This is a genomic window from Acinetobacter brisouii CIP 110357, from assembly GCF_000488275.1.
Lineage (GTDB): Bacteria > Pseudomonadota > Gammaproteobacteria > Pseudomonadales > Moraxellaceae > Acinetobacter > Acinetobacter brisouii.
Map to the genome: position 1 here is coordinate 1,675,161 of NZ_KI530762.1, position 18,332 is coordinate 1,693,492.

22 protein-coding genes are annotated in these 18,332 nt (G+C 41.3%); 7 read left to right on the plus strand and 15 right to left on the minus strand.

Features of this window, described 5'->3' with window-relative positions; translation table 11 throughout:
* Positions 1–41: 41 nt before the first annotated feature.
* The 12 genes from P255_RS08025 to P255_RS08080 form a co-directional block, all read right to left on the minus strand.
* Complete coding sequence (locus P255_RS08025) at positions 42–413, minus strand: hypothetical protein (protein ID WP_004900567.1); 372 nt, start codon at positions 411–413, stop codon at positions 42–44.
* Between the two features lie 136 nt (positions 414–549).
* Complete coding sequence (locus P255_RS08030; protein ID WP_004900566.1) at positions 550–933, minus strand: hypothetical protein; 384 nt, start codon at positions 931–933, stop codon at positions 550–552.
* Between the two features lie 15 nt (positions 934–948).
* The gene (locus P255_RS08035) at positions 949–2,406 is read right to left on the minus strand and encodes a M48 family metalloprotease (protein WP_004900565.1); all 1,458 of its coding nucleotides are present in this window, start codon (positions 2,404–2,406) and stop codon (positions 949–951) included.
* A gap of 15 nt (positions 2,407–2,421) precedes the next feature.
* On the minus strand, positions 2,422–3,390 hold the full coding sequence (locus P255_RS08040; RefSeq protein ID WP_004900564.1) for a 2-hydroxyacid dehydrogenase: 969 nt from the start codon (positions 3,388–3,390) through the stop codon (positions 2,422–2,424).
* Positions 3,391–3,399: 9 nt separating this feature from the next.
* A complete protein-coding gene (locus P255_RS08045) occupies positions 3,400–4,092 on the minus strand; it encodes a hypothetical protein (RefSeq protein ID WP_004900563.1) in 693 nt (230 codons plus the stop codon).
* A 72-nt stretch (positions 4,093–4,164) separates the two neighbouring features.
* Positions 4,165–6,051: a M48 family metalloprotease gene (locus P255_RS08050; protein ID WP_004900562.1), complete on the minus strand. Its 1,887-nt coding sequence runs from the start codon at positions 6,049–6,051 to the stop codon at positions 4,165–4,167.
* Between the two features lie 94 nt (positions 6,052–6,145).
* Positions 6,146–7,687 (minus strand): amidophosphoribosyltransferase, encoded by a 1,542-nt coding sequence (gene purF / locus P255_RS08055; protein ID WP_004900560.1) that lies wholly within the window; start codon positions 7,685–7,687, stop codon positions 6,146–6,148.
* A 24-nt stretch (positions 7,688–7,711) separates the two neighbouring features.
* On the minus strand, positions 7,712–8,305 hold the full coding sequence (locus P255_RS08060; RefSeq protein WP_004900558.1) for a CvpA family protein: 594 nt from the start codon (positions 8,303–8,305) through the stop codon (positions 7,712–7,714).
* A 4-nt stretch (positions 8,306–8,309) separates the two neighbouring features.
* Entirely contained in the window at positions 8,310–9,314 is a 1,005-nt protein-coding gene (locus P255_RS08065; RefSeq protein WP_004900557.1) for a quinone-dependent dihydroorotate dehydrogenase, read from the minus strand.
* A gap of 181 nt (positions 9,315–9,495) precedes the next feature.
* On the minus strand, positions 9,496–9,951 hold the full coding sequence (locus P255_RS08070) for a SixA phosphatase family protein (protein WP_004900555.1): 456 nt from the start codon (positions 9,949–9,951) through the stop codon (positions 9,496–9,498).
* A gap of 59 nt (positions 9,952–10,010) precedes the next feature.
* Positions 10,011–11,084 (minus strand): NAD(P)H-dependent glycerol-3-phosphate dehydrogenase, encoded by a 1,074-nt coding sequence (locus P255_RS08075; protein ID WP_004900553.1) that lies wholly within the window; start codon positions 11,082–11,084, stop codon positions 10,011–10,013.
* Positions 11,085–11,102: 18 nt separating this feature from the next.
* Positions 11,103–11,684 (minus strand): nitroreductase family protein, encoded by a 582-nt coding sequence (locus P255_RS08080; protein WP_004900551.1) that lies wholly within the window; start codon positions 11,682–11,684, stop codon positions 11,103–11,105.
* Positions 11,685–11,892: 208 nt separating this feature from the next.
* On the opposite strand from P255_RS08080, the gene P255_RS08085 reads away from it, so the two are divergent.
* Positions 11,893–12,270 carry a hypothetical protein gene (locus tag P255_RS08085; RefSeq protein WP_004900549.1) on the plus strand — a complete coding sequence of 126 codons (378 nt, stop codon included), beginning with the start codon at positions 11,893–11,895 and terminating at the stop codon, positions 12,268–12,270.
* A gap of 52 nt (positions 12,271–12,322) precedes the next feature.
* Here P255_RS08085 and rhlB read toward each other — a convergent pair whose 3' ends face one another.
* Positions 12,323–13,474 carry an ATP-dependent RNA helicase RhlB gene (gene rhlB / locus P255_RS08090; protein ID WP_004900546.1) on the minus strand — a complete coding sequence of 384 codons (1,152 nt, stop codon included), beginning with the start codon at positions 13,472–13,474 and terminating at the stop codon, positions 12,323–12,325.
* A 101-nt stretch (positions 13,475–13,575) separates the two neighbouring features.
* Positions 13,576–13,788, minus strand: a complete 213-nt coding sequence (locus P255_RS08095) for a cold-shock protein (protein WP_004751565.1) — start codon at positions 13,786–13,788, stop codon at positions 13,576–13,578.
* Positions 13,789–14,139: 351 nt separating this feature from the next.
* Between P255_RS08095 and P255_RS08100 the strand changes: the two genes are divergently transcribed.
* The 5 genes from P255_RS08100 to P255_RS08120 all read left to right on the plus strand — a co-directional run bounded on the left by P255_RS08100 (position 14,140) and on the right by P255_RS08120 (position 16,902).
* The gene (locus P255_RS08100; protein WP_004751563.1) at positions 14,140–14,373 is read left to right on the plus strand and encodes a sulfurtransferase TusA family protein; all 234 of its coding nucleotides are present in this window, start codon (positions 14,140–14,142) and stop codon (positions 14,371–14,373) included.
* 140 nt (positions 14,374–14,513) lie between these two features.
* Entirely contained in the window at positions 14,514–15,383 is an 870-nt protein-coding gene (gene rpoH / locus P255_RS08105; RefSeq protein WP_004900543.1) for an RNA polymerase sigma factor RpoH, read from the plus strand.
* 135 nt (positions 15,384–15,518) lie between these two features.
* Entirely contained in the window at positions 15,519–15,884 is a 366-nt protein-coding gene (locus tag P255_RS08110; RefSeq protein ID WP_004900540.1) for a DUF423 domain-containing protein, read from the plus strand.
* Between the two features lie 7 nt (positions 15,885–15,891).
* Complete coding sequence (thiS, locus tag P255_RS08115) at positions 15,892–16,089, plus strand: sulfur carrier protein ThiS (protein WP_004751558.1); 198 nt, start codon at positions 15,892–15,894, stop codon at positions 16,087–16,089.
* Positions 16,090–16,101: 12 nt separating this feature from the next.
* Positions 16,102–16,902: a thiazole synthase gene (locus tag P255_RS08120; RefSeq protein WP_004900538.1), complete on the plus strand. Its 801-nt coding sequence runs from the start codon at positions 16,102–16,104 to the stop codon at positions 16,900–16,902.
* 45 nt (positions 16,903–16,947) lie between these two features.
* On the opposite strand, the gene P255_RS08125 is transcribed toward P255_RS08120, so the two are convergent.
* The gene (locus tag P255_RS08125; protein ID WP_004900533.1) at positions 16,948–17,418 is read right to left on the minus strand and encodes a DUF6231 family protein; all 471 of its coding nucleotides are present in this window, start codon (positions 17,416–17,418) and stop codon (positions 16,948–16,950) included.
* Positions 17,419–17,454: 36 nt separating this feature from the next.
* On the opposite strand from P255_RS08125, the gene P255_RS08130 reads away from it, so the two are divergent.
* Positions 17,455–18,324 (plus strand): DUF2797 domain-containing protein, encoded by an 870-nt coding sequence (locus P255_RS08130; RefSeq protein WP_004900530.1) that lies wholly within the window; start codon positions 17,455–17,457, stop codon positions 18,322–18,324.
* Positions 18,325–18,332 lie beyond the last annotated feature (8 nt).

Below are 18,332 nucleotides of genomic sequence, written 5' to 3' on the forward strand. Positions count from 1 at the left end.
ATTGCACAGCATAGATCGCTACATACTGTGCAATCCGATGATTATATAAAATTACAGTTTATCTGTTTCAATGACAAACCTGCTCTTGTTAAAAACATCGCTTTAAATTGTTCACGCGTGAATTCTCTCTTTTCCGGTTTTAATAAATTTCGGTTTTGATCCATTAGCTCATAAACGTTATTGAAATAAATTTGTGTGGACTGGCACATCTGCTGTTTTTGTTGTACGGTCAAACTTGTTGCATGAGGATCAATCGACTGCAATAACGCATTTTTCCTCTGCGTGTACTGGTTTTTAAACTCATCCATTTTTTGATCCATTGCTGCCTTATCATGCATTTTGAGCGAAGTCTGCCCTGCAAAACTCAACACACTACAAAAACCCAAAATAATAACTGCAATTATTTTTTTCATAGAATTTCCTAATATTATTAAATAGATAGATTTCAATTAATATGTTTTCTTGTTATCTAAAATCGATCACCATGATGGATTATTTTTTATATTGAATTGCACAGTCTATATACATACATCCTGTGCAATTGATGATTTATTTTAATTTACAATTCACACCCATTTTCTGCAAACTTTGATAATCCGGTGCTTCATAAACTGCCTGAGTAATAAACTCTTGCTTCGTCACTTTACGATCTTCTTCTACCAGCAACTCGCGATTCTGATCGAGTACTGCATACATATCATTAATTAACCCCTGAGTAATCTTGCAAAAATGCTGAGACTGCTGCGAAGTAAATTGAGTTGCCTTAGGATCGATAGAGTTTAGAAATGCCTGCATTTCAGCATCATGTTTCTGGGTAGATTGCTCTAGTTTTTGTTCAAGTTCTTGCTGGCTATGCGCTTTTAACGCGGATTCAGCAGCAAAGCTCGATACACTACATAAACCTAAAGCCAGTACACAAATCAGTTTTTTCATAAAAATTCTCAAAATTTATTCTAAAGTAAATAATCGCTCTGCCTGCATTTGTTTTAAGCGATGCTCAATTGTAGCAGACAAAGATAAATTATCTTTGGCTAAACGCTGGGCGTGTAATAATGATTTAATTCCCTCTTCTTCCCGACCCGACCAAAATTCTACTTCGGCACGGTAGCGTAAAACTTGTATTGCCTGAACAGGTGAGGCTTGATCAATCACCGCCGCACGCTGCATCAAATCCCAACCCTGCACATCATGCGGATTATCCTGCAAAATTTTATTGACCAAATTAAATACAGCAGCAGGCTGTTTTTTTCGGTTCAACACTTCAGCCAACTTATAAGTCAAGGCACGATTTTCAGGCATGATTTTCTGCTGCGATACAACAGTTTGGTAAGCCCGATCAAACTGATGCTGCGCTAAAAAAATATCAGTTTGTAACAGCACGGCCAGTATATTTTTACGTATTTGCATCTGCGCCGTATTGAGTGTTGCCTGCGCTTGGTCAGCATCTCCTTGTTGCAAATAAAATGCTGTCAATGCCAAAATGGCCGCCTGATTATACTGTGCTTGCAAGGTTTTAAGTTGCAGCTCAGTGACATCATTTGACAACACTGCAGCATACCATTTGATTAACTCATAATCTGGATCACTAATATTGGGTTTTACATTTGGAAATTGCTTTGCCCGCAATCGGGCTTCACTCATGCGTGCAGTGGTGAGTGGATGCGTCATCCAAAACTCGGGCATAAAACTCAATTGCACCGAAGACCGCTGCATCCGTTCAAAAAAATCTGCCATCGCATTTGGGTTATAGCCTGCTGCAACCATATATTGCATGCCAATACGGTCTGCTTCACGCTCCTGATCACGACTATAACTCAACTGTTGACTGACCAATGCCGCCTGTGTTCCAAGCATCACTGCAGAACCTGCACCACTATTAGACTGTGTAGCAATTGCTGCACCAACCAAAATACCTGCAAGTGCCAACAAACCCTGCCCTTTAAACGCTTCTTGGGATCGGCTATAGTGCCGCTGCGTGACATGCGCGACCTCATGCCCCATCACACTCGCGACTTCATCGCGATTTTTTGCCAATGCAAGTAAACCTGTGTTGATTGCAAATACGCCACCAGGCACAGCAAAAGCATTGACTTGTTTGTCTTTAATAATCAACAAGCCAATCGGTGCACCCAAATTGGTTTGACTGACAATATTGCGAAAAATAGCATCTAGCTGATCTTCTAGCCACGGATTTTGAATGACATCCAGATGCGAATGAATTTCCCGATAAACTTTTTCCCCTAAAATTTTCTCATTTTGCTGATCAATAATTCCGACACTCATCCCTCCGACATTAGGGACATCAAGTGATTCAGGGCGATAATGATATGCAAAATCCTCAGCATAAACAGGCATTGAAATAGCACATGCCAAACAAATCAGTCGCTGCATCAGGATGTTAGTCATATTCACCTTTCGGGTTCAGGCAAAGTTTGGATTCACCAAATAGCGCGGTGTCCGATCTTCAAGCGCATCGATCAGGTTTCGATAGGCAAGTTCTGCCATTTTTAATCGTGTGGCTGCGGTAGCTGAACCCAAATGCGGTAATGTCACCACATTGTCGAGGCTGAACAACTCCGACTGTTGTAAAGGCTCTTTGCAATAAACATCCAGACCTGCTGCAAAGATTTTTTTTGCTTTTAGAGTTTCAATCAAAGCAGCTTCATCAAGCACCGAACCACGGGAAATATTCACCAACACCGCATGTGGCGGCATTAAATCCAGTTCAGCCTGCCCGATCAATGCTTTTGAATCCGCATTTAAATCGACCGCTACAACCACAAAGTCCGAACGTTTTAGTAGCTCTGTTAGATGGCAATATTCTGCATTAAAGGGCTGAGCAGCTTCGATTTTTTCACGGCGGTTATGATAAAGAATATTCATGTTAAAACCATAAAAACCACGTCGGGCAATCGCTGCGCCAATATGCCCAAGCCCGATGATACCTAAAGTTTTACCAAAAATATCCTGTCCAAATTGCGCTGCGCCAACGGTGCGTTGCCATTGCCCTTGTTTTGTCCAGCGATCTAGTTCAGGCACACGGCGTGCAGCACTCATCAGCAGGGTAAATGCCAAATCAGCCGTCGTTTCGGTTAGCACATGAGGTGTATGCCCCAACCAGATTTTTTTCTGATTCAAATAATTTACATCGTAATTATCGTAACCGACACTGACACTCGAAATGACTTTTAAACGCTGTGCTGATGCAAGGTTTGCTTCATTTAAAATTCGTCCTGCACCAATCATGCCGTCCGCATCAACCACATGCTGGCGAATCTGTTCATTAACATCGCCTTGTTTGGGATTAACCTGCACCACATCATAATTTTCTTGGAGTTGGGTGAGAATTTCTGGGGCGATTTGACTAAAAACCAGCACTTTTTTTGGCATAAAGCAATCCTAGGATCTTAAGTGTTGAATCAATTTCCATAATTGTTGTTTTAACAATGGCTGTTGCAGCATATCCTGCAAACTCGCTACAGCCTGACAAGACAGCTTAAATGATACGGGCAATTCACCCAAACAAAAAATGCTTTTCTCAGCGGCCACAACATCAAAAAAGCCTTGTAAATAATCTTGCAAACCACTCGGCTCTTGCAAATTTACCAATGGAAAAGGCCATTGCAAACTGGCATCCTGCAAATGTAATGCATGTTGAATATTACGCCATAAAGGTAATGTCTGGGCTGTAAGCTGCTGTTGATCGACGAGCAAAACAAATTGTTCGGAAAATAAAACCTGCAACTGAAAGGCTTGCTGCTCTATTTCTAGCGGCTCTACATCTATCTTGGTCACCGCAGCAGCGTGTGCTGTTTCCTGTAAGTTTAATGGTGCTTCTACAGCTTTTACATTTAAACTGACATGCTGATCATCGGGCTTGATCACTGTTTCTTGTTTTATTTCTTTTTTCAGTACAATCGCAGACTCAAGCTCAGGTCGTTTCGATGCTATTGATAGCTGAGCCGATTGTCCAATATCCGCATCTCGCCATAATGTCGTTGCCGTTGAGATAGAACGTACAGCAGCATGCCGAGGAACCCACAGATCTATTCCCATCATGGCGAGTTGTTGGCGCTGTTGCTCTATCATCATCTCATCATCTTTTCTAAAGTTAGCATAGTGTAGGCTATTTCATTGCGAAACCGAATTGTATTTGCCGATTTGCTACACAATCATGATACTGTTTTTCTTCATCACCTGATCCACAATTTCATCAGTTTCAAAGCCCAAGCGCCAGTAAAGTAACTGTAGAACATCTAGCTCATCCTGAGTAATCACCCGATCATTCCATAAATATTCCTCAGCAATACTTAAAATACGCAAACGATCACGCAGTAGCAAACCCGAAATGTCTTGCAAGATCTCTCCGAGGTCAATCGGCTCATCGGATAAATCCTGATAATGCTCCCAATCTTCAGGTTTGATCAGTTTTTTAATCAGCTTTTCACGTATTTCTAGCTGATTACTGGTATTCAGTTGTTGTACGTGCAAAAGAGCATCCATCAAACGCATCACTTCAGGCAATACATCATTAAATGCGGTTGGCATATGGGTCGGAAGCAAGTTCAGTTGATACTTCACTCGCTCGATCAACAACGCATCCAGTAAGCCAATTTCACCATCCGCCTGCGCTATTAACGCCAGCTTGGTTAAAAACTGCCGTGATGAACTCAATGGCATACGCTGAATATTTTGACAAGCCAAATAGAAAATCTGTACATGCTGTCGCCCATCAATACTCAATAAAGCATCAACAATGGCACGACTCACTTCGGCATGTTTGGGAATAAATTCACGATACTGACGAATCATTAAAATCGCGACTAAAACTTCTCTTGAACCCGATGCCGTTTGCAAAGCACGATCAATTTGTTCAGGTCGTGACATTTTTGCGCGGATTGCTGGGTTTAATGGTTTTATTGCATCTTTAAGTGTAAAGCTGATAGGCGATAAGCGTAGCAAAGGTAACGGTTGAGGTGCAGACCATGTAAATGCAACTTCATGCCCTTCGTCACCAAAAGGATGAAATAAACTAAATAACGGCTGGGTTTTAAGTTTTTTCAAATTTTCTAGTCGTAAATCCTCAAGCAAATTGGGATTTAACTCATAAATACGCCGTTCAATACTCGGGTGAATATTCAACCAGCTCTGACTACTCAGTGAGTTGGCAAAACACATATGTGCAATCGATTCCGAATAAGCACTATGGATTTGAGAGCCTGCATGATGCACATAAATCCGCAATAAAGTCTGAATATTGGCATCATTGGCAATCAGCTGTGTCGTATAAACATCATTTCTAAATGTCCGCCCGATCAGCGTAATAAATTTAATTAAACGAGAAATCAATAACCCAAGACTCCCCATAAGCCAGATGATGCCACCCAAAGCAACTAAAATGGTTTCAAATTTATTCTGACGTTTTGCGTGATACGGTTTAAAACCATAGCGTGCCACCTTACTCCCCAACTGGCTAAAAGTCGTTAAGCTACTAAACATGATTTTCAGGCGAGTGTTCTGATAAGTTTCACCCGTCAAAATCTGGTTAAATGCGTAGCTAAATAAACCATATAGCTCAATCTCATCCAGATTTTGCAATGCTCCCCATGTAATCACAATCACGGTATCGTCAGGGTGTACTCCTGCCGTAAGCGCATTCACACCGACTTCATCTGGCAGTACATATACAGCAGGAACACGCAGCCGATATTGTTTGGCAAATTGCTGGGTGATTTTAATTGCAATCGTTTCTTCAGGTGTACTTTCAGCAGGATTTAAAAAGCGCGCACGCAACTGTTTTGCCAACGAGTGCCCACCTTCACGAAATACATAAACTTCGTACAGCACCGAACCGAGCATGATCGCCAAAATGACCAAAAGTACAATCGGACTCAGGTTATACCAAAACACCGACTGTGTCGGGTCTATATAGTGCATAACCAAGCCAAAAGATAAATTTAGCACCACTAAAGTCAGCACAATTGCCAACGAACAAATAGTGGTCGACCAAAATAAGCTTTTCTGATGTCCTGAAGAAGAAAGTATTTCCATCGCCAAATAGCCTGCCTCACTGCATACCTGCACATTCATCATAAAATAAAAAAGCGGGGAAATCCCGCTTTTTCACGATGATGAGTTAACAGGATTATTCTTCACGAATCCCTGTTAAATCTACAGAGGCTGCATCGATATTGACATCGATATAACCATCTTTTTTCTTTTTTGCAAGGTCGCTACGGCTACGTTGCAAATTGTCTAGATATGCTTGATCAATATCGCCAGTGACATAAACACCATCAAATACTGAACAGTCAAACTCGCTGACTTCTGGCACTTTTGGAATACGAATTGCATCCTTTAAATCTTCCAGGTCTTGGAAAATTAAGCGGTCAGCACCAATAATTTCACGAATTTCTTCAACAGTACGATCCGATGCAATCAGTTCAGTCTTGGCTGGCATATCAATACCGTACACGTTTGGATATTTCACCATTGGTGCAGCCGATGCAAAATAGACATTTTTTGCACCTGAATCACGTGCCATCTGAATAATTTCATTACAGGTTGTACCACGGACGATTGAGTCATCGACCAATAGAACGTTTTTACCTTTAAATTCAAGCTCAACTGGGTTGAGTTTTTGGCGCACTGATTTTTTACGTTGTTGCTGACCTGGCATAATAAAGGTACGTCCCACGTAGCGGTTTTTCATAAAACCTTCGCGGAATTTAATACCTAACATATTTGCAAGTTCAAGCGCAGAGGTACGACTGGTATCTGGAATTGGAATAACCACATCAATACCGTGGTCTTCGCCCCATTCTTTCAAAATGCGGTTTGCCAGTTTTTCACCCATTTTAAGGCGAGCTTTATATACAGAGATACCATCAATGGTCGCATCTGGACGAGCAAAGTACACATACTCAAAAATACATGGGAAGTATTTTGGATCTGTTGCACATTGCTTAGTGAATAATTCACCATCTGCATTGATATAAACAGCTTCGCCTGGTGCGATATCGCGTTCAACCTTAAAGCCAAGTGCAGTAATCGCAACCGATTCAGAAGCAATGATATATTCAGTCTTGCCCGACTCAGTCACACGTGAACCATAAATTAATGGACGAATACCATTTGGATCACGGAAACCTACTAAGCCTTGTCCTGTCACCATTGCAACAACACCGTACGCACCGCGGCAACGCTGATGTACACGATGTACAGCATAGAAAATATCTTCTGGAGTTGGATGTAAAGTTCTCAGTTTTTGCAACTCATGTGCAAATACATTCAACAATACTTCCGAATCCGAATCCGTATTCATATGGCGTAAATCTGTTTCAAACAGATCTTGACGGATATCATCGGCATTGGTCAAGTTACCATTATGCGCCAAGGTAATCCCGTAAGGAGAGTTCACATAAAATGGCTGCGCTTCTGCACTGCTTGATGAACCCGCAGTTGGATAACGCACATGCCCAATACCATAGTTTCCTTGTAAGGCACGCATATGGCGGGTATGAAACACATCACGCACCAAGCCATTGTCTTTGCGCAAAAATAAACGCCCATTATGACAAGTAACAATACCTGCTGCATCTTGTCCACGATGCTGCAACATCGTTAAAGCATCAAACAATAATTGGTTAACTGGCGCATGACCAGCAATCCCAACAACTCCACACATAGCAACCTCGCAGACAAGCTTGGATTAATTAAAAGGGTTTTTAGTTGAATGTTCTGAGCGATTCCCTAAGGAACTTCCCTGCCCAAAAGAGGAGTCATCCGAAGTTACAACTTCAGCCTGACCCTGATGATTCATGTGTTTAATAGCATCACTAGCAACATCTTTTGATAAGTCGGTTGCAAGCGGTGCATACGGCAATAATGCCTGAACAAATAAGGAATGTTGCCATGATTGGGCACTGTGTAACCACGGTGCAAGACTTTGCATGACAATCAGGACAATAAATAAGCTCTTGACTACACCAAACATCCCACCGGCAAGACGATTGAGCGGGTCAAGTTTGAGCGTTTTAAGAATACCACTTAAAATTGATGTTACTATCCATGTCAGCACAATAATCGCCAACGCCACACAGGCAAACGCAGCCACTTTTTGCACCATAAGGCTATGGCTAAAACCAGACATAAATGGTGCAAGCGTACTCGCCAAACTGGTCGCAACAAACAGTGCAAGAATCCATCCTAGCAAACTTGCCAATGCACTGAGTAAGCCTCGTCGCAATCCGTTAATGCAGCTAAACACCAAGATTGCAAGGACAATAATGTCTATGGTATTCATAAATTTACGTCATAGCACGAATACAATCTTGCACCAAGTCAGGACCTGTATAAATCAGACCACTGTAGATCTGAACTAGACTTGCACCCACCTGTTGCTTAGCATGTGCTTGTTCACCTGTCAAAATTCCACCTACACCAATGAGAGGAATCTGATTTTTTAACACAGCAGCAAAAGTTTTTAAACAGGCTGTACTTTTTTCAAACACAGGCGCACCTGATAAACCACCCGCTTCATCGCCAAATGGTAAGTTTTCTACGCCTTCACGCGACAGAGTCGTATTGGTCACAATCAAACCATCGATTTTGTATGCCAGAAGCTGTTTCGCAATAAATGCAATATCATCTGTGCTTAAATCAGGCGCGACTTTCAAAACTAAAGGGACATAGTGCCCGTATTGTTCAGCCAGTTCAGTCTGACGATTTTTCAAAGTTTTAAGCAAATGCGTCAATGCTTCTCCACTTTGCAAGCTACGCAAATTTTTTGTATTCGGTGAAGAAATATTCACTGTTACATAAGACGCATAGTTATAAACTTTCTCTAAACAGATTAAATAATCATCAGCTGCTTTTTCGACAGGAGTATCGGCATTTTTACCAATATTGATTCCTAAAACCCCTTTATATTGTGCAGCCTTAACATTTTCTACAAGCTTATCTACGCCGTCGTTATTAAACCCCATACGGTTAATAATCGCTTTGGCTTGTGGAAGACGAAATAATCGTGGTTGCGGATTGCCCGCTTGTGGTCGTGGCGTGATGGTTCCAATTTCGATAAAACCAAAACCTAGTGCAGCGAGTGCATCAATATAGTCGCCATTTTTGTCTAGACCTGCCGCCAATCCAACTGGGTTAGGGAATTCAATTCCCATACAAGTGACAGGTTTTGCGATAAATTTAGAGTTTACTAGCCCCATTTTATGCGCAGTTTTCAGCCATGACAATGTAAGTTCATGCGCACGCTCTGGTGCTAACGAAAACAACAAAGGGCGAGCCAGCGAATACATCATAAAATCATCGAGTGGGTAGTTTGAAAACCGCTTTATTATAGGCATGCATACGCAAAAACACCATGCTTCACAACGCTTTATTTATAATATTCGTAAACAAGATGTTGCGATTTTCATCACTAATTCCTGAAAAATCATTGAATTGCTCTATGGCGATGAACAATTCAATGACAATTTTATCTTAAGCAAGCGGAATAAAACTCGCCTTTTGTGTTGATAAGCCTTCAGCAATCACTGCCTGTTCATAAATTCTTGCCTCTGCCAGTGCAAATGGCTGAAATGCCAATTGAGTCAAACGCTCAGCAATATAGGCCACCACATTCATGTGACACACGACGACAATTGACTCATAAGGAAGTTTCGACAACCAATCGACTGCCAAATCTGGATCATCATCAGGTTTAATGTGGTCACATAACATGACAGGTACATTAGAAAAATAATACTGGATATGCGCCAAAGTTTCCTGTGCCCGTAACAATGGACTCACTACAAATAAATCTGGCTGAACTTTATGGCGCAAAAATTCTGCGGTTTGCTCAGCTTGCAAATGTCCACGTTTAGTCAGTGGGCGTTTAATATCATTGCCATGCACTGGAGGAGCGGCTTCACCATGACGAACCAAAGTTAATTGCATAAAATTTCCTGATCAAGTGCAACTAGAATTGTTTATAACTCAACAATATGAAGTTTGCTTTACACATGCTGGTGTGGCAGAACAAATTCAACATCGCTACGATGTCCATTTTTCATCAGCGACAAAGCAATCGATAGCGGTGGTGCCTGTTCAAAAATTACCTCATACAACGCATTGGTAATCGGCATATAAACATCAAGCTCTTTAGCTCGAGTACGTACCTGCACAATGGTATTAATCCCTTCGGCAGTTTGCCCAAGTTCTTCTGTTGCCTGTTGCAAGCTTTTACCTTGACCCAAAGCAAAACCGACCTGATAGTTGCGACTGAGAGGACTATTACAAGTAGCAAATAAATCTCCCACGCCCGACAAACCCAAGAATGTTAACGGGTTTGCACCTAGTTTTACTGCGAAACGGCTCATTTCCGCCAATGCACGGGTTAGAATCATACTACGAGTGTTTTCGCCGATTCCATGCGCAGCAGCCATTCCCATTGCGACTGCATAAATATTTTTTAATGCACCGCCCAACTCTACACCATGTACATCATCGCTGGCAAAGACACGAAATAATGCACTATGCAAAGCTTGCTGCACTGCATAACGTACTTGCTCTGAATGGCTGGCAATCACTGTACCTGCAGGCATACCCGCCATAATTTCTTTCGCCAGATTTGGACCCGACAACACACCATAAGGCACTTCTGGCAACTCTTCACGAATAATTTCACTCATGAAACTAAACGTGTTCGCTTCAATTCCCTTGGTCAATGAAATGATCGCCTGAGCGCTAATAAATGGCTTGATTTGCTGAATCACACTTCGGAAAGAATGACTTGGAATCGTCACTAAAATCAGATCCCGATCACGTGCCGCATATTCTAAATCTGCGGTAATCTGTAAACTGTGTTCCAGTTCAAAATCAGGTAAATAGCGTTTATTAATATGCGTCTGGTTAATTTCCTGAGCTGTATCAGCATCACGAATCCAAAGTATGGTATCACAGCCATTACGCGCTGCAAGATTTGCCATCGCTGTCCCAAAACTACCACCACCCAGCACAGTAACGCGTAAAGCTGTTTTCTTATCTACAGGTACAGCTTCAACCAAATCGGTAAATTTCACTTCAGACATTGTAGTTTCTCTATTTTTTTAAGGGGCTGACCAATAACGAACATAAGCAGCCAAATCAACTGTAGCACGGGCAGGTAACTGCTTATCGGCAGTGCCTACATAAATAATACCTGAAATCAAATCATGTGCTTGCAAACCTAATGCAGCTTTTAGCGCCACTGATTCAACTACAGCACCTGTACGCCACATTGTCGCAAAACCTTGACTTTGTAAAGACAGTAGAAAATTCTCAACTGCTGCACCAGAACTTAAAATTTGCTCATACGCAGGGACTTTAGGATGCTCAACAATCTGAGTCAGTGCCAATACCAATATCGGTGCACGAAAAGGATGGTTTTTGACGCGCTCAATCTGTACTGGATCAGTTTCAGGAAAATATTGCTGCATCGCTTGAGCCAGTAATTCACCAAAGGCTGCTCTTTGGTTATTTTCAATCACCACAAAACGAGTTGGTTTTAAACGATGATGATCAGGTGCAGTCAACGCTGCAGTAAATGCCAAATCAAGCTGCTGTTTATTTGGAGCAGGTTCAACCAGATGCCCAACAGATTGACGGTGTTGAATGTTGTCATGAACCACTTTTACTGTTGTATTTGCCATAAATACTGCAATCTTTTTTCATCTAAACAATGCGATTTAGATTAACACACTCTAAAAAATGAACTCTAGTTTTGCTGCAAGAAAAAACCAAGTGTTAAACGCGATCCGCAAAATCGTAGCAGAATCTGCATTTCTCATACAGATTTTCACTATTGTTTCATCGTATTGCTGCTCAATATAACCATACATCAGATTTTTGAGGTCACACATGAAACCTTATTTACGTGTTGCCACTTATATCGGATTGAGCATAGTCTTCACTGCATGTAGCTCCAATCCACCTGCAACGCTTGCACTGCAAAAAGAAAACCATGAGTTTGAAGTGACTGGCTTAGGAAAGACCGCAGTCATTGCAAAAAATAATGCCATTATTGCTGCCAATAAAACCTGCGCTCGACAAAGTGCAATTATTCGCAGTGAAAACACCAGTTACCATGGTCTTTTCAAGAATGTAACTGATGAACAAACAGGACAAAGCATGACTGCTGCCGCTGAAATTCTGGGTGGGATTTTAGGGCGTAGTTCAAATCTACAACGTGATGATGACTACCAAACCACCTTAACTTTCTATTGCCAAGCCAAATAAAACATAAAAAAAGGATCACACTAGTGATCCTTTTTTTATAGATTTGGCAAAACTAGCAATAACCATCCATACGAGTCAGTGGTAATTTTTGCCCAATCGCTTTTTCAATATCTGACAAGTAAAACGCATCATCTTCCGACAAGAAGCTGATACTCACACCTTGAGCACCTGCTCGACCTGTACGCCCAATACGGTGTACATAGTCATCAGACTGTTCTGGTAACGTGAAATTCACAACATGTGATACGCCATCAACATGAATCCCACGCCCTGCAACATCAGTCGCAATCATAATGTTGTGCTGTCCATTTTTAAATTGGTCGAGCATTTTCAGACGTTTATCCTGTGCGATTTCACCTGAAAGCATCACCACTTTATAGCCATCTTTTTTCAGATGATCATATAAACGGCGCACCTGATCACGTCGATTGGCGAAAATCATGACTTTTTCAATTGGCTCATGCTGCAAGACTTCCTGCAACAGACGATATTTATCCTGATTTGAAACGACGTAAATCCGTTGCTCAACGTCAGCATTGGTTTTCTTCTCTGGCTCAATTTCAACCGTCACAGGTTCAAATAACCATTGGCGTGCCAAGTTTAAAACGTCGTAGCTAAAGGTTGCCGAAAACATCAAAGTTTGACGCTGCTCTTTACGTGGCGAGAAACGTACAATACGTTTAACCGCAGGAATAAAGCCCATATCTAGCAAACGGTCAGCTTCATCAATCACCAGAAATTCAACCTGATCCAACCAGACTTCTTTTTGCTCGGTGAAATCAATCAGACGCCCTGGTGTTGCCACTAAAATGTCAACAAAACCCGCATCGAGCTGTTTCTTTTGCTTATCAAAATCAACACCACCCAGTAAAGTCACCACATTGAGTGTAGTAAATTTAATTAAATCTTTGGCATCTTGCTCAATTTGCAATGCCAGTTCACGCGTTGGCGCTAGAATCAGTGCACGTGGCTCACCACGGTAACGCTGTTCCTGAATTGGATTATGCAACAAGTCATTAATAATGCTGATTAAGAATGCAGCTGTTTTCCCTGTTCCTGTTTGTGCTCGACCAATCGCATCATGACCTGCAAGCGTAAACTTTAAAACCTTTTCTTGAATCGGCGTCATGCTGCTAAAGCCCAACGCATCAATCGCCTGTTTTAACTGAGGATGTAAATTTAAGGTTTCGAAACCAGATGACATAAACCTGTTAATCCGTTATACGCGTAAAATAGGTGTTTATTATAAACAAAAAACGCCCCAAATGTTATGGAGCGTTTTCTTCGGTCAAGCCTGAAGATAAATCAGTCTAATGGCTGAACTTCTTCTGCTTGAAAACCTTTTTGACCTTGTACAACGCTGAATTCAACGCGTTGACCGTCACGTAAAGAACGATGACCGTCACCCATGATTGCGCGGAAGTGAACGAATACGTCATCGCCGCTGCTGCGTTGAATAAAGCCGAAACCTTTAGTGTCGTTGAACCATTTAACTACGCCTTGTTCACGTACTGTCATTAGTTAATCCTCTGTGATTAAAAATAAAGGATCACCCGGTGTTGCAAACAGTAGAGCGACAAGGTTTAAAAATAGTTATTATTTTTAAGCTTGTGATCATTCTGTAAAACTATTAACAAAATCCGGTTATATCCACATTGTCATAGGTTTCTTAGCAAAAAGCACCCTACATCCAGACCTGAGATTAGCATGCCTTTACTAGAATTGATACAAATATTTTTCATAAATATCGTATTTTATCACTTCATTTTTTTTCTTACATTTAGATGTTTTTTCCAGTGCATTTGGTCTTTTTTAGGCTTAAGCTTTTTGTTAGTATTTAGACCTTTATTGAGTTTAGAATCCAGTTTTATGACCGATCCTAAGGCCACTTTCATTGAAATTGATGCAATAGGAAAACCATGTCCTATGCCATTATTGATGTTGAAACGCGCAATAAAGTCTGCACCAGCTCAACAAAAATTCTGTCTAAAAGCTTCTGACCCCAATAGTGAAATTGATATTTTACGCTATTGCCAATTACAGAAGCGACAATGCCAAATGATCAAGATTTCAGAACACGAATTACATTACATTATTGAATAATAATGAATAATTTGTGTAAAAAATGAAAAACACTGGCATAAAAGTTTACATTTATCTACCCTTTTTACCTTAATTGTGCGTATAAAGCAGATTAAGATAAACACATTGGTCTTTACTAGATATCCTTATAAGGAGTTTTCATGACTGACAGCAGCAATCAATTGATGCCCCTGTCATTGTCTGCACCAGGTGTAAACTTGGGTGCATACATCAGTACTGTCAATCAGATTCCTATTTTGACTGCCGAACAAGAAAAAGAGTTGGCAGAACGCTACTATTATGACCAAGATCTTGATGCAGCAAAAATGCTGGTCATGTCGCATTTGCGTTTTGTGGTTCATATTGCACGCACCTATGCAGGCTATGGTTTACCGCAAGGCGACCTGATTCAGGAAGGCAACCTTGGTTTAATGAAAGCCGTAAAACGTTTTGACCCGAACATGGGTGTGCGTTTGGTGTCTTTTGCAGTGCACTGGATCAAGGCTGAAATTCATGAATATGTCATTCGTAACTGGCGCATTGTAAAAATTGCGACCACCAAAGCGCAGCGTAAATTATTCTTTAATTTGCGTAGCTTAAAAAAATCCAGTAAAAAACTGACTCTTAAAGAAGCTCAGGCAATTGCTGATGACTTAAATGTCACACCAGAGCAAGTGCTAGAAATGGAAGGCCGTTTAACTGCTTATGATGCGGCTTTTGAAACGCAAAATGATGACGATGACGAAGGTTCAACTCACGTTGCGCCTGCTTTGTATTTGGAAGATAGTCGTTATGACCCTGCGCGTTTGGTTGAAAATGAAGACTACGAAGAACAAAGTACATCTGCACTGCATGATGCGATGAATCAGCTGGATGACCGTTCTCGTAATATTTTACAACGCCGCTGGTTGGATGATGATAAATCAACCTTGCATGAACTGGCTGCTGAATACAATGTTTCAGCAGAACGGATTCGTCAGCTTGAAAAAAATGCGATGGAAAAAATTAAAGTTGCCATGTCATCCAACTAAAATTTTGAAGTGTTAAACACGATAAATCAGGCTGATTATTCAGCCTTTTTTATCGCCTGAGTTTTAGACAAATAATCGTAACCCACCTAAAAATCTATGTTATGGTATAGCGCAAAATCATGACGGAATAGCGCAATGTGGCTTGCAATCTCTGCATTGAATCTTGCGATCGCAGTTATACTTGGTGCTTTTGGTGCGCATGGCTTAAAAGCTCGAGCAACCATTGACCAACTCTCTTGGTGGCATACTGCAACGGATTATTTTTTCTATCATGCTCTAGGTTTGCTGGCACTGGCTATTTTGGCAAAAGTGTCACCGCAGTTTCCGATCAAACTGAGCTTTGTGTGCATCCAGATAGGGATTATATTCTTCTGTGGTTCGTTATATGTCATGGGTTTAGGTCTGCCACGTATTTTAGGGGCAATTACTCCAGTTGGTGGAACCTTCATGATTATTGGCTGGTTAGTCTTGGCGTGGAATGCCATGAAATTTGCAAAATGAGGACAGCATGCAAATCTTTTTAAATGGCGTTGCGACTGAAACGTCCTGTGAAAATCTACTGGCATTGGTTCAATCTCTCGCTTTGGAGAATAAACGCTTTGCAGTTGAACTCAATGAAATGATTGTGCCGAAATCAAAATTAGAGCAAACCCAAATTCAAGCACAAGACCATATTGAAATTATTCATGCCGTTGGTGGTGGTTAATAGGACATAATTATGCAAGATGCTCAATTTAAGGATTCTCCTTTAATTATTGGTTCACGTACTTTTCAGTCACGTTTATTGGTTGGCACAGGAAAGTATAAAGATCTTCATGAAACCGATCTGGCAATTCAAGCCAGTGGTGCAGAAATTGTCACTGTCGCGATTCGTCGTGTGAATATCGGTCAGCATCCAGACCAACCGAATTTGCTTTCTGTGATTCCACCTGAGAAATACACGATTTTGCCGAATACCGCAGGTTGTTTCGATGCCAATAGCGCAGTCAGAACTTGTATGTTGGCGCGTGAGCTTCTCGACGGACACAACTTGGTGAAGCTTGAAGTGTTGGGCGATGAGAAAACCTTATACCCAAATATCATGGAAACTTTAAAAGCCGCACGCACCTTGATCGATGATGGCTTTGAAATCATGGTTTACACTTCAGATGACCCAATTGTAGCGCAAGAACTTGAAAGCATGGGCTGTGTCGCGATTATGCCACTAGGCAGTTTGATTGGTTCAGGTTTAGGGATTCTAAACCCACATACCATTTCAATTATTAAAGAAAATGCCAAAGTTCCAGTATTGGTCGATGCAGGTGTGGGTACTGCCAGCGATGCAGCGATTGCAATGGAATTGGGCTGTGATGGTGTGTTGATGAACACTGCGATTGCCAATGCGCAAAACCCGATTTTAATGGCATCTGCCATGAAAAAAGCGGTTGAAGCAGGTCGTGAAGCGTTCTTAGCTGGACGTATGCCACGCAAACGCATGGCAAATGCAAGCTCACCCGAAACAGGTTATTTCTTTAAATAACTGAATAAACGCATAAAAAAAGCCAAGTTAGACTTGGCTTTTTTGTTACCAGCGGAATTTGTCCCAGTTTTCTGGATTCGCCCAGAACTTAGAGTTGAACCAGTCAGGCACATGCTTGTAAGTCAAAATATTAAATTGCCACAAGCTAATACTGCCCTGTTGCTGAGTTTTATCCAGCATTTGGGTTAAGCCTAAAGCACGCATCAACTTGACGTCTTGGCTTTGACACACAACTACTAAGCGCTTTGCCATAAGGTCACGCAACTTGACTAAAAGCTGTGACTTTTCAGCTTCACTTAAATTCTGCATTGCTGGTGTGTCGAGCAAAATAAAACCCAAGTCATAGCGACGGGTAAATGGCAGACTTAAAAAATCAGATACGTTAAAATATTGCCAGTCAATTGAGTGTTGTAAGCCGTGTTGGCAAAGATCCTGTCCAATACACAATGCAGTTTCAATGGGCTGCTCCTGACATAAATCGTCTAGCATTGAAGTGATGACATTTTGTTCAGCCATAAACTGCACCTTTATCTGAGTTAGAGAGAAATTGATATGGAATTACAAGGCATTTGTCACAAAATGCATGCCGACTTAGCCAACCATAGTGTAACCGAACAGAACACTCAAAAAGCGCATGTTGAATACAGCTTTATTCTAGACCAATCTCAGATCAATTTACCCTTTACTTTAGGCCAAGAGCTTGAAATTGAATGGACTGGGCAGATTTTTTGTGTGTCTTGCGGTGCAAAAACCCCAAAATCCTATTCACAAGGTCACTGTTTCAAATGTTTTAAAACCAAAGCATCTTGCGACATGTGCATCATGAAGCCTGAAACTTGCCATTATCATCTCGGGACTTGCCGTGAAGATGAGTTTGCACAAAATGTCTGTTTTCAGCCGCACATTGTCTATTTAGCCAATTCAAGTGCTTTAAAAGTCGGGATTACCCGTATCACACATATGCCAACCCGCTGGCTCGATCAAGGCGCAACTCAGGCTTTGCCGATTATGCGAGTCGGCTCACGGCGCTTGTCGGGTCAGCTTGAAATTATGTTTGGTGAACAAGTGGCAGATAAAACCGACTGGCGCAAATTACTGAAAGGCGAAGCTGAACCGCTAGATTTGGTTGAAGTTCGTGAACAACTGGTTGAGGAATTTGCGCCAAAAATTCAACGTATTCGTGATGAATTTAGCCAAAATTTGCAATTTGATGAAGGCATTGAATTACTTGAAAATGAGCAAATGCGCGAATTTGTTTACCCTGTCGAGCAATATCCTGAAAAAATCAAATCGCATAATCTCGACAAAACCCCCACGATTCGCGGCGTGTTGCAAGGCATCAAAGGTCAATATCTGATTTTAGATACAGGCGTGATTAATATTCGTAAATATACAGGCTACGAAATTATTATTCGTACCTAAATTTGAAA

Excerpts from the sequence above, each read along its gene's own strand:
- P255_RS08045 (WP_004900563.1), bottom strand. The coding sequence starts at position 4,092 with ATGATGATAGAGCAACAGCGCCAACAACTCGCCATGATGGGAATAGAT.
- P255_RS08110 (WP_004900540.1), top strand. The coding sequence starts at position 15,519 with ATGTGGCTTGCAATCTCTGCATTGAATCTTGCGATCGCAGTTATACTT.
- P255_RS08030 (WP_004900566.1), bottom strand. The coding sequence starts at position 933 with ATGAAAAAACTGATTTGTGTACTGGCTTTAGGTTTATGTAGTGTATCG.
- purF (WP_004900560.1), bottom strand. The coding sequence starts at position 7,687 with ATGTGTGGAGTTGTTGGGATTGCTGGTCATGCGCCAGTTAACCAATTA.
- P255_RS08080 (WP_004900551.1), bottom strand. The coding sequence starts at position 11,684 with ATGGCAAATACAACAGTAAAAGTGGTTCATGACAACATTCAACACCGT.
- P255_RS08125 (WP_004900533.1), bottom strand. The coding sequence starts at position 17,418 with ATGGCTGAACAAAATGTCATCACTTCAATGCTAGACGATTTATGTCAG.
- P255_RS08070 (WP_004900555.1), bottom strand. The coding sequence starts at position 9,951 with ATGCAATTAACTTTGGTTCGTCATGGTGAAGCCGCTCCTCCAGTGCAT.
- P255_RS08040 (WP_004900564.1), bottom strand. The coding sequence starts at position 3,390 with ATGCCAAAAAAAGTGCTGGTTTTTAGTCAAATCGCCCCAGAAATTCTC.
- P255_RS08120 (WP_004900538.1), top strand. The coding sequence starts at position 16,102 with ATGCAAGATGCTCAATTTAAGGATTCTCCTTTAATTATTGGTTCACGT.
- P255_RS08075 (WP_004900553.1), bottom strand. The coding sequence starts at position 11,084 with ATGTCTGAAGTGAAATTTACCGATTTGGTTGAAGCTGTACCTGTAGAT.
- P255_RS08100 (WP_004751563.1), top strand. The coding sequence starts at position 14,140 with ATGACCGATCCTAAGGCCACTTTCATTGAAATTGATGCAATAGGAAAA.
- rpoH (WP_004900543.1), top strand. The coding sequence starts at position 14,514 with ATGACTGACAGCAGCAATCAATTGATGCCCCTGTCATTGTCTGCACCA.
- rhlB (WP_004900546.1), bottom strand. The coding sequence starts at position 13,474 with ATGTCATCTGGTTTCGAAACCTTAAATTTACATCCTCAGTTAAAACAG.
- P255_RS08025 (WP_004900567.1), bottom strand. The coding sequence starts at position 413 with ATGAAAAAAATAATTGCAGTTATTATTTTGGGTTTTTGTAGTGTGTTG.
- P255_RS08130 (WP_004900530.1), top strand. The coding sequence starts at position 17,455 with ATGGAATTACAAGGCATTTGTCACAAAATGCATGCCGACTTAGCCAAC.
- P255_RS08035 (WP_004900565.1), bottom strand. The coding sequence starts at position 2,406 with ATGACTAACATCCTGATGCAGCGACTGATTTGTTTGGCATGTGCTATT.
- P255_RS08065 (WP_004900557.1), bottom strand. The coding sequence starts at position 9,314 with ATGATGTATTCGCTGGCTCGCCCTTTGTTGTTTTCGTTAGCACCAGAG.
- thiS (WP_004751558.1), top strand. The coding sequence starts at position 15,892 with ATGCAAATCTTTTTAAATGGCGTTGCGACTGAAACGTCCTGTGAAAAT.
- P255_RS08050 (WP_004900562.1), bottom strand. The coding sequence starts at position 6,051 with ATGGAAATACTTTCTTCTTCAGGACATCAGAAAAGCTTATTTTGGTCG.
- P255_RS08085 (WP_004900549.1), top strand. The coding sequence starts at position 11,893 with ATGAAACCTTATTTACGTGTTGCCACTTATATCGGATTGAGCATAGTC.
- P255_RS08060 (WP_004900558.1), bottom strand. The coding sequence starts at position 8,305 with ATGAATACCATAGACATTATTGTCCTTGCAATCTTGGTGTTTAGCTGC.
- P255_RS08095 (WP_004751565.1), bottom strand. The coding sequence starts at position 13,788 with ATGACAGTACGTGAACAAGGCGTAGTTAAATGGTTCAACGACACTAAA.